The organism is Aquiflexum sp. (genome assembly GCF_977115555.1).
Window position 1 is genome coordinate 1 of sequence record NZ_CDSBKL010000571.1, and the last position, 2009, is coordinate 2009.

A 2009-nucleotide genomic window follows, 5' to 3' on the forward strand; every position below is an offset into this window, starting at 1 on the left:
CACAAAGAAACTACTGCTACCCGATTGGTAAGGTTTTCCATCATTTGGATGCTTGTTTCAAGCCTTGGACTTTGGGCGATCGGTCCTGTCGGCGCAACATTGGGCAGGCTTCACCCCTTGTATTTCATGAGTGTGCAATGGTTTCTGCACTTTCAGCTCAATGGCTGGTTTGTCTATGGATTTTTGGGTTTGTTGGTGTGCTACATGCAAAAAAACGGATGGAGCATTCCTGTTTCCAAAAAAAGCGAATGGATCCTTCATATCTCCCTTTTCCTGACTTATGCCTTGGCTGTATCTTGGAGTACACCGATCAAAGCCCTGTTTTTCATCAATGCTGCAGGCGTTATCCTCCAAGTCGTCGCCTATTACAGGATACTGAAACCTGCTTTCATTCGGCTGTTTCAGGGGTTGAAATTCCCAAATAACTGGATGGACAGGGTGCTCTATATCGGAATGATGAGCTTGGCAATAAAAGCCTTGATTCAGGCTGCACTAGTTATCCCTGATGTGGCCACCATCGCCTATACGATCCGGATGTATGTCATCGGTTTTGTCCATTTGGTAATGCTTGGTTCCATCACCTTTGGCATTGGAGCATTTGCATTGAAAAACAACTGGCTTGGCACAGGCAGATTCTCAGGTTTGGGTTGGCACTTCCTGGCTTTGGCCTTCCTCGCTTCGGAGATTCTACTCCTCGGGCAGGGAACTTTGCTTTGGGCCAAACTTGGATTTATCCCCCACTTCCACCTGATCTTATTCATTGCCTCCTCATTTTTCCCATTAGGCCTATTGCTGATTTGGGTGGGACTGTGGCGCAGACCTGCTTTCAATAAGGCCGAACTTACAATTGAAAATACTATCAAAACCCAATTTTATAAAAACAGAAAAACTATGAAAAGTACGATGATCATGACCATGGGAGCGGCTTTGCTCCTGTTGGCAAGTTGCGGCGGTGGCGGTGAAAACCAGGGTACTTATACCCCACCTAGCGCGGAAGAAACAGTAAAAGAGGCCGATCCTAAAGGGGTGGGTGAAATCAAAAGTGTCGACCTCGGAGCCACTGTTGATGAAGCTTTGGCAGAAAAAGGAAAGGCGATAGTGGACATGAAGTGTACTGCCTGCCATCAGCTCAACGACAAGCGTTTGGTGGGTCCCGGTTTCCAAGGGGTGACCAACAGGAGACGTCCGGAATGGATCATGAACATGGTCACCAATGTCGATGTGATGCTGGATGAGGATCCTACCGCACAGGCCTTGTTGGAAGAATGTCTCACCAGAATGCCCAACCAAAACATCTCTATGGATGAAGCCAGGCACATTTTGGAATTTATGAGAAAAAATGACTTAGAAAAAGCCGGTAGCATGGATGCTGCTGCGAAATAAACAAACCAAACCCCAAGACAATGAAAACAAGATTATGGTTGATGGCAGGAGTAGCTGTTGCAGTAGCTTTTGTCTATGGTTGCAAACCCAAAGGCGCCCAAACCGCCATTTCGGGAGACGCTGCCTCCAAAGTATATGTAGCTCCGGGACAACATGATGAATTTTACAACATCATCTCCGGTGGTTTCAATGGACAGATGTCCGTCGTAGGCCTTCCTTCGGGAAGGGTATTGAAGATCCTTCCTGTCTTTTCGGTTCACCCGGAAAATGGCTGGGGATTCTCTGAAGAAACAAAACCAATGCTGAACACTTCTCAAGGCTTCGTTCCCTGGGATGACTTGCACCACATCGCCATTTCTACCACCAATGCTGAACATGATGCAAGGTGGGCTTTTGGCAATGGCAACAATACACCTAGGATCGCTAGGGTGGATTTGACAAGTTTCAAAACCGTTGAGATCATCGAAATCCCCAATTCAGGAGGTAACCACTCTTCTCCATTTATCACTGAAAACACAGAATATGTGGTAGCAGGTACCAGATTCTCTGTTCCGACAGGAAATGATCAAGACAGAGATGTAGGGATAGACACCTATAAGGACAATTTCCGCGGCACGATTTCTTTC

Annotated in this window: 1 protein-coding gene and 1 pseudogene; both read left to right on the forward strand. The window is 46.7% G+C overall.

Translation table 11 applies throughout. From position 1 onward, the window contains the following. A partial coding sequence (locus ACZFYI_RS19675) for a c-type cytochrome (RefSeq protein ID WP_462525822.1) occupies window positions 1-1383 on the forward strand: 1383 nt, incomplete at its 5' end. A gap of 20 nt (window positions 1384-1403) precedes the next feature. Continuing rightward, window positions 1404-2009 (forward strand): annotated as a pseudogene (locus ACZFYI_RS19680) (Sec-dependent nitrous-oxide reductase); the annotation flags it as partial.